We start from the raw sequence: 3,827 nt of genomic DNA on the forward strand, positions 1-3,827 counted from the left end.
ATTGAAACAGAAACGCTCGTCGTTGGCGCCGGCCCTGGCGGCTATGTCGCCGCCATCCGCGCCGCACAGCTCGGCCAAAAAGTGACGATTGTGGAAAAAGGAAATTTGGGCGGCGTCTGCTTAAACGTCGGCTGCATCCCGTCCAAGGCGCTCATCTCGGCAAGCCATCGCTACGAGCAGGCGAAACATTCCGACGAGATGGGCATCAAGGCGGAAAACGTCACGGTTGATTTCTCGAAAGTGCAAGAATGGAAAGCGAGCATCGTCAAAAAATTGACGGGCGGCGTCGAAGGACTTCTCAAAGGCAACAAAGTCGACATTGTCAAAGGGGAAGCGTACTTCGTCGACGCCAATACGGTGCGCGTGGTCAACGGCGACAGCGCGCAGACGTATACGTTTAAAAACGCGATTCTGGCCACCGGTTCGCGTCCGATCGAGCTGCCGAACTTCAAGTTTTCCGGCCGCATTCTCGACTCGACCGGTGCGCTCAACCTCGGGGAAATCCCGAAATCGCTCGTTGTCATCGGCGGCGGCTACATCGGCATCGAACTCGGTACGGCTTACGCCAATTTTGGTGCGAAAGTGACGATTCTTGAAGGGGCCGGTGAGATTTTATCCGGCTTTGAAAAGCAAATGGTGTCCATCATTAAGCGCCGTCTGAAGAACAAAGGGGTCGAAGTTGTGACGAATGCGCTCGCAAAAGGAGCCGAAGAGCGTGCAGACGGCGTGACGGTCACGTATGAGGCGAACGGCGAAACGAAAACGATCGACGCCGACTATGTGTTGGTGACGGTCGGCCGCCGACCGAATACAGATGAACTTGGTCTTGAACAAATCGGCATCAAAATGAACAACCGCGGCTTGATTGAAGTGGACCAACAATGCCGGACAAGCGTGCCGAACATTTTCGCCATCGGCGACATCGTTCCAGGCCCGGCGCTCGCCCATAAAGCGTCGTATGAAGGGAAAGTGGCGGCGGAAGCCATCGCCGGCCATCCGTCGGTAGTGGATTACATCGCCATTCCGGCTGTAGTCTTCTCCGATCCAGAATGCGCCTCGGTCGGCTACTTTGAACAACAGGCGAAAGAGGAAGGCATCGACGTCATTACGGCGAAATTCCCGTTTGCCGCCAACGGCCGCGCTCTGTCACTCAACGATACGGACGGCTTCTTGAAGCTTGTCGTCCGCAAAGAAGACGGCGTTGTGATTGGAGCGCAAATCATCGGCCCGAACGCCTCGGATATGATCGCCGAGCTTGGGCTGGCCATTGAAGCCGGCATGACGGCGGAAGATATCGCCTTGACGATTCATGCCCATCCGACGCTTGGCGAAATCGCCATGGAAGCGGCGGAAGTGGCGCTTGGCACGCCGATTCATATCATTGCGAAGTAACGGAAAACGAAGGTGCCCCAAACACAGCGGGGCACCTTTTTCCTGCGGTGCAATAAGCAGGAAACATCATCCAGAAGCAAGATGATTGGCAGAAAAGAAATGAATCTGCGGCGGCAGCTGTATGTTCGCCTGTTGCTGCGCCCGGTCGACAGTCTTTTGTCCAAAGGAGCGGCCTGGTCCATTTCTTGTCCAATTTCCCATACTATTTTCCGCTCTCGCTTCATATCGTTATGGTAAAGAACAAGCGGGAGATGGAGTTGAAATGAAAGCTTACGTTGCATTTTTGATGCAGATGATGATTTGGAGCAGTTTCTCATTGATCGAGTGGCTGTCAGGAAGAGACCGCCTGTTTTTCCGCGGGCTGATGCTGTGCATCTTTATGTACATCGCGTTTTTGCTGGCCCGCCAGCTCGGCTTGGCGACGCGCAAGGCGGCGCTGACGACGATTGGGACGGCGGCGGTGTACTTTGCCGGTCAGCATGTCATTTGGCAGGCCGTTCAATAAAAAACAGCGGTCGAATGCCCGCTGTTTACGCGCTGCCAAACACCATTGTCCGGCCGCTGAACAAGTGCAGTTCACCGCCGAGTGTTTTCGCCAGCCATTTGCTGAATTCATTGGCCTTCCCTTTATCCCCATGCGTCGCCCCCGGCGGCAGTGCGATGTCAATGAATGTCTCTTCTCCAGCTGTTCGCACGGAAATCGCCATCCCTTTGTACAAGCGGCCGTCGCCTTGCAAGTAGAGAACGGATTCGTGTATGCGGACCGTATACGGGAAAGCGGCCTGTTCGTACGCCCAACAAAGCTGTTCCCCTGTCTTTTTGAGCGCCATCTGGTAGCGCTCGAGCAGCTGTTTGACGTCCTCGATGGTCATCGTTTTCCCCGCAGGCAGCTTTAGATCGGTGTTCATCATTCCTTCCCCTCCCACCATTTCCATTGCGTCTTTATCCTTATTGTACCATATGTTGGCGGACAATAAATGGAAAAAGGGCGTTTTCAAAAAAGTTCTTTTTTATTAAATGTGATATACAAATTAGGATTGACAATTGAAATGTGATATATTATTATGAAATCAACAAGCGAATTTATCATCACAAAGGGGTTTTGGGGATGGGCACGATCGTATGTCAAACGTGTGATGCGACGATTGCGTATTTCGAAGATGAAAAAGTGACGACGCTTTATGGGAAATGTGATTGCTGCGAGCATGACCATGAGGGCGGAGAAAAAGAATAAAACGGTCAAACCGATGGGGGAAAGGAACGGATAGAGGCGCGCATGTCGACAAGTCACATGCGCGCCGTTTATTTTTGGCAAACAAGCACAAGCCAGGCAAACCGGCTTGTGCGGTCAGCGGATCGGTTTATATTCCTTAATGACACGCAACGTCTGCAGCGTGTCGTCTTCCGGCCCTTGGACAGGGAGGCCGGCAGCCAAGTTCGTCTCAATATACTTCAAGTTTTCTTCCGTGATGATTTCGCCTGGAATAAAAATTGGAATGCCAGGCGGATACACCATCACAAATTCGGCGATGATTCGGCCGGCCGATTCGTGAAACGGCACGACTTCCGTTTCGGCGTAAAACGCATCGCGCGGCGTCAAGGCTAAGGCCGGGATGTCCGGAAGGAGCACTTTCGGCTTGATCCCTTTCTCTGCCTGATGGCTGAACTGCTTCGACAAGCGGCGGAGCGCTTCAACGAGCAGGCTCGCCTCCCGTTCGGTATCGCCCGGGGTGATGATGCACAAAATGTTGTATAAATCGGAAAGCTCGACTTCAATGTTGTACGTTTCGCGCAGCCACCGTTCGACGTCATGGCCGGTCAGCCCGAGCTCTTTAACCGAAATGATGAGCTTTGTCGGATCGTAGTCGTACGTTGCTTCCGTGCCTAAAATCTCTTCGCCGACGCAGTACAAATATGGAATCTCGTTGATTTGCCGGCGCGTCCAGTCGGCGAGTCGAATGGCTTTGTCGATGAGTTCACGCCCTTTCGTCGCCAACTGTTTGCGGGCGACATCAAGCGAAGCGAGCAACAAGTACGACGTTGAAGTCGTCGTCAGCATGCTTAAAATCGCCTGCACGTGTTTCGCGGAGACGAGTCCTTCGCGCACATTCAAAATCGAGCTTTGCGTCAGCGATCCGCCGAGCTTATGGACGCTTGTCGCCGCCATATCGGCGCCCGCTTGCATCGCTGAGAGCGGCAAGTCCTCATGAAAATGAATGTGCACGCCGTGCGCTTCGTCGACAAGCACCGGAACGTTGTACGAGTGGGCGATATCGACGATTTTTTTCAAATCGCCGGCAATGCAAAGTACGTCGGTTGATGACGAGCACCCCTTTGGCGTCCGGGTGCTGGCGGAGCGCTTTTTCCACTGCTTGCGGCGTAATGCCATGGGAAATGCCAAGCTCCTTGTCGATTTCGGGATGAATGAAAATCGG

The 3,827-nt window shown here is 53.5% G+C and carries 4 protein-coding genes and 1 pseudogene; 3 read left to right on the top strand and 2 right to left on the bottom strand.

Features of this window, described 5'->3' with window-relative positions; all coding sequences use genetic code 11:
- Both lpdA and I656_RS0116570 read left to right on the top strand, forming a co-directional pair.
- The coding region (gene lpdA, locus I656_RS02465; RefSeq protein WP_020756384.1) for a dihydrolipoyl dehydrogenase at positions 1-1,392 on the top strand (1,392 nt) is incomplete at its 5' end.
- A gap of 262 nt (positions 1,393-1,654) precedes the next feature.
- Complete coding sequence (locus I656_RS0116570; RefSeq protein WP_011230562.1) at positions 1,655-1,897, top strand: hypothetical protein; 243 nt, start codon at positions 1,655-1,657, stop codon at positions 1,895-1,897.
- 25 nt (positions 1,898-1,922) lie between these two features.
- On the opposite strand, the gene I656_RS02460 is transcribed toward I656_RS0116570, so the two are convergent.
- Positions 1,923-2,303: a DUF1885 family protein gene (locus tag I656_RS02460; RefSeq protein ID WP_033006462.1), complete on the bottom strand. Its 381-nt coding sequence runs from the start codon at positions 2,301-2,303 to the stop codon at positions 1,923-1,925.
- A gap of 197 nt (positions 2,304-2,500) precedes the next feature.
- Here I656_RS02460 and I656_RS0116575 point away from each other — a divergent pair, with 197 nt between their 5' ends.
- Positions 2,501-2,626 (top strand): GapA-binding peptide SR1P, encoded by a 126-nt coding sequence (locus I656_RS0116575; RefSeq protein WP_025949695.1) that lies wholly within the window; start codon positions 2,501-2,503, stop codon positions 2,624-2,626.
- A 114-nt stretch (positions 2,627-2,740) separates the two neighbouring features.
- Here the strand turns inward: I656_RS0116575 and I656_RS0116580 are convergent.
- Positions 2,741-3,827 (bottom strand): annotated as a pseudogene (locus tag I656_RS0116580) (aminotransferase class I/II-fold pyridoxal phosphate-dependent enzyme); the annotation flags it as partial.

Source organism: Geobacillus sp. WSUCF1, assembly GCF_000422025.1.
In the GTDB taxonomy this organism is placed as follows: Bacteria; Bacillota; Bacilli; order Bacillales; family Anoxybacillaceae; genus Geobacillus; species Geobacillus zalihae.